Source organism: Streptomyces niphimycinicus (assembly GCF_018883605.1).
Classification (GTDB): Bacteria; Actinomycetota; Actinomycetes; order Streptomycetales; family Streptomycetaceae; genus Streptomyces; species Streptomyces niphimycinicus.
Genome location: NZ_JAHLEM010000205.1, coordinates 1 through 922 on the forward strand (window position 1 = coordinate 1; position 922 = coordinate 922).

Genomic DNA, 922 nt, shown 5'->3' on the forward strand with positions numbered 1-922 from the left:
CGCGCAAGGGAGGCAAGTCCTCGCGCAAGGGAAGCAAGCCGCCCCGCAAGGGGAAGTGAGCGCGGCCACCGTAAGGCCGGGGCGGGGCAGAAACGGCGCAGGGCGCGGGCAGGCGCAGGGCGCGGGCAGGCGCAGGGCGCGGGCAGGCGCAGGGCGCATTCCCAGGGTCGCCCATGGGGATGCGCCCCTCCCGCCCTGGCGCGTCACATCTCTTCGAAGGGCTCCTGGTCCATCGTCTCGTCGCCCATGCCCGGCTGGCGGCGCTCACGGCTCATCCGCTGGGACTGCTCGCGGGCCTCCGGCCGGTCCTGCTGGCCACGGCGCTGCTCCTGCCCCGGCTCCCGGCGGGAGCGCTCCTCCATACGCTCACCGGACTGCATGCGCTCGCCGGACTGCACGCGCTCACCAGGCTGCCGGCCGCGCCGCGGCTCCTGGCTCCGGCCGCCCTGCGGCTTCCGCTTGGCCTGCTGACCCTTGTCGTTCGGCTGGTCCTTGGGGCCCATGTGTCACTCCTCATCGGGTGAATGGCGTCGGGCCCGACAAGAGTTACATGTGTCGACTTTCTCCGCATTCCGGATCGGAGGAGCCGAAGAAAGCGCAGGTCAGCGCGGTTGACGGAGCGTTACTGGTAACGCTCCGTGCCCGCCGTGCGCGCCTTCTCGTCCGCCGCGCCGCCCTCGCCCAGCAGACGGCCGCCCCGCCCCTCCCGGGTCTCCGTCAGCCGTGGTTCGGCACGGCGCATCTCGCGCCGCCCCACCGCGTTGATGAACACGGGCAGATAGCCGCGCACCGACTGCATACCGCGCAGCCACCACTGCGCGTACACATGCGCCGACCGGCGCTCGATGCCTGCCACCAGCCGGTCCACCGAAGGGCCCAGCGGATAGGTGCGGCCCGCGGGCCAGGGCAGCCGCTGCCGCAG

The 922-nt window shown here is 73.0% G+C and carries 1 protein-coding gene and 1 pseudogene; both read right to left on the reverse strand.

What is annotated here, in order from left to right:
* Positions 1-203 precede the first annotated feature (203 nt).
* Entirely contained in the window at positions 204-503 is a 300-nt protein-coding gene (locus tag KN815_RS19535) for a hypothetical protein (RefSeq protein ID WP_216343235.1), read from the reverse strand.
* A gap of 119 nt (positions 504-622) precedes the next feature.
* Positions 623-922, reverse strand: a pseudogene (locus tag KN815_RS19540) (short-chain dehydrogenase); the annotation flags it as partial.

Excerpts from the sequence above, each read along its gene's own strand:
- KN815_RS19535 (WP_216343235.1), bottom strand. The coding sequence starts at position 503 with ATGGGCCCCAAGGACCAGCCGAACGACAAGGGTCAGCAGGCCAAGCGG.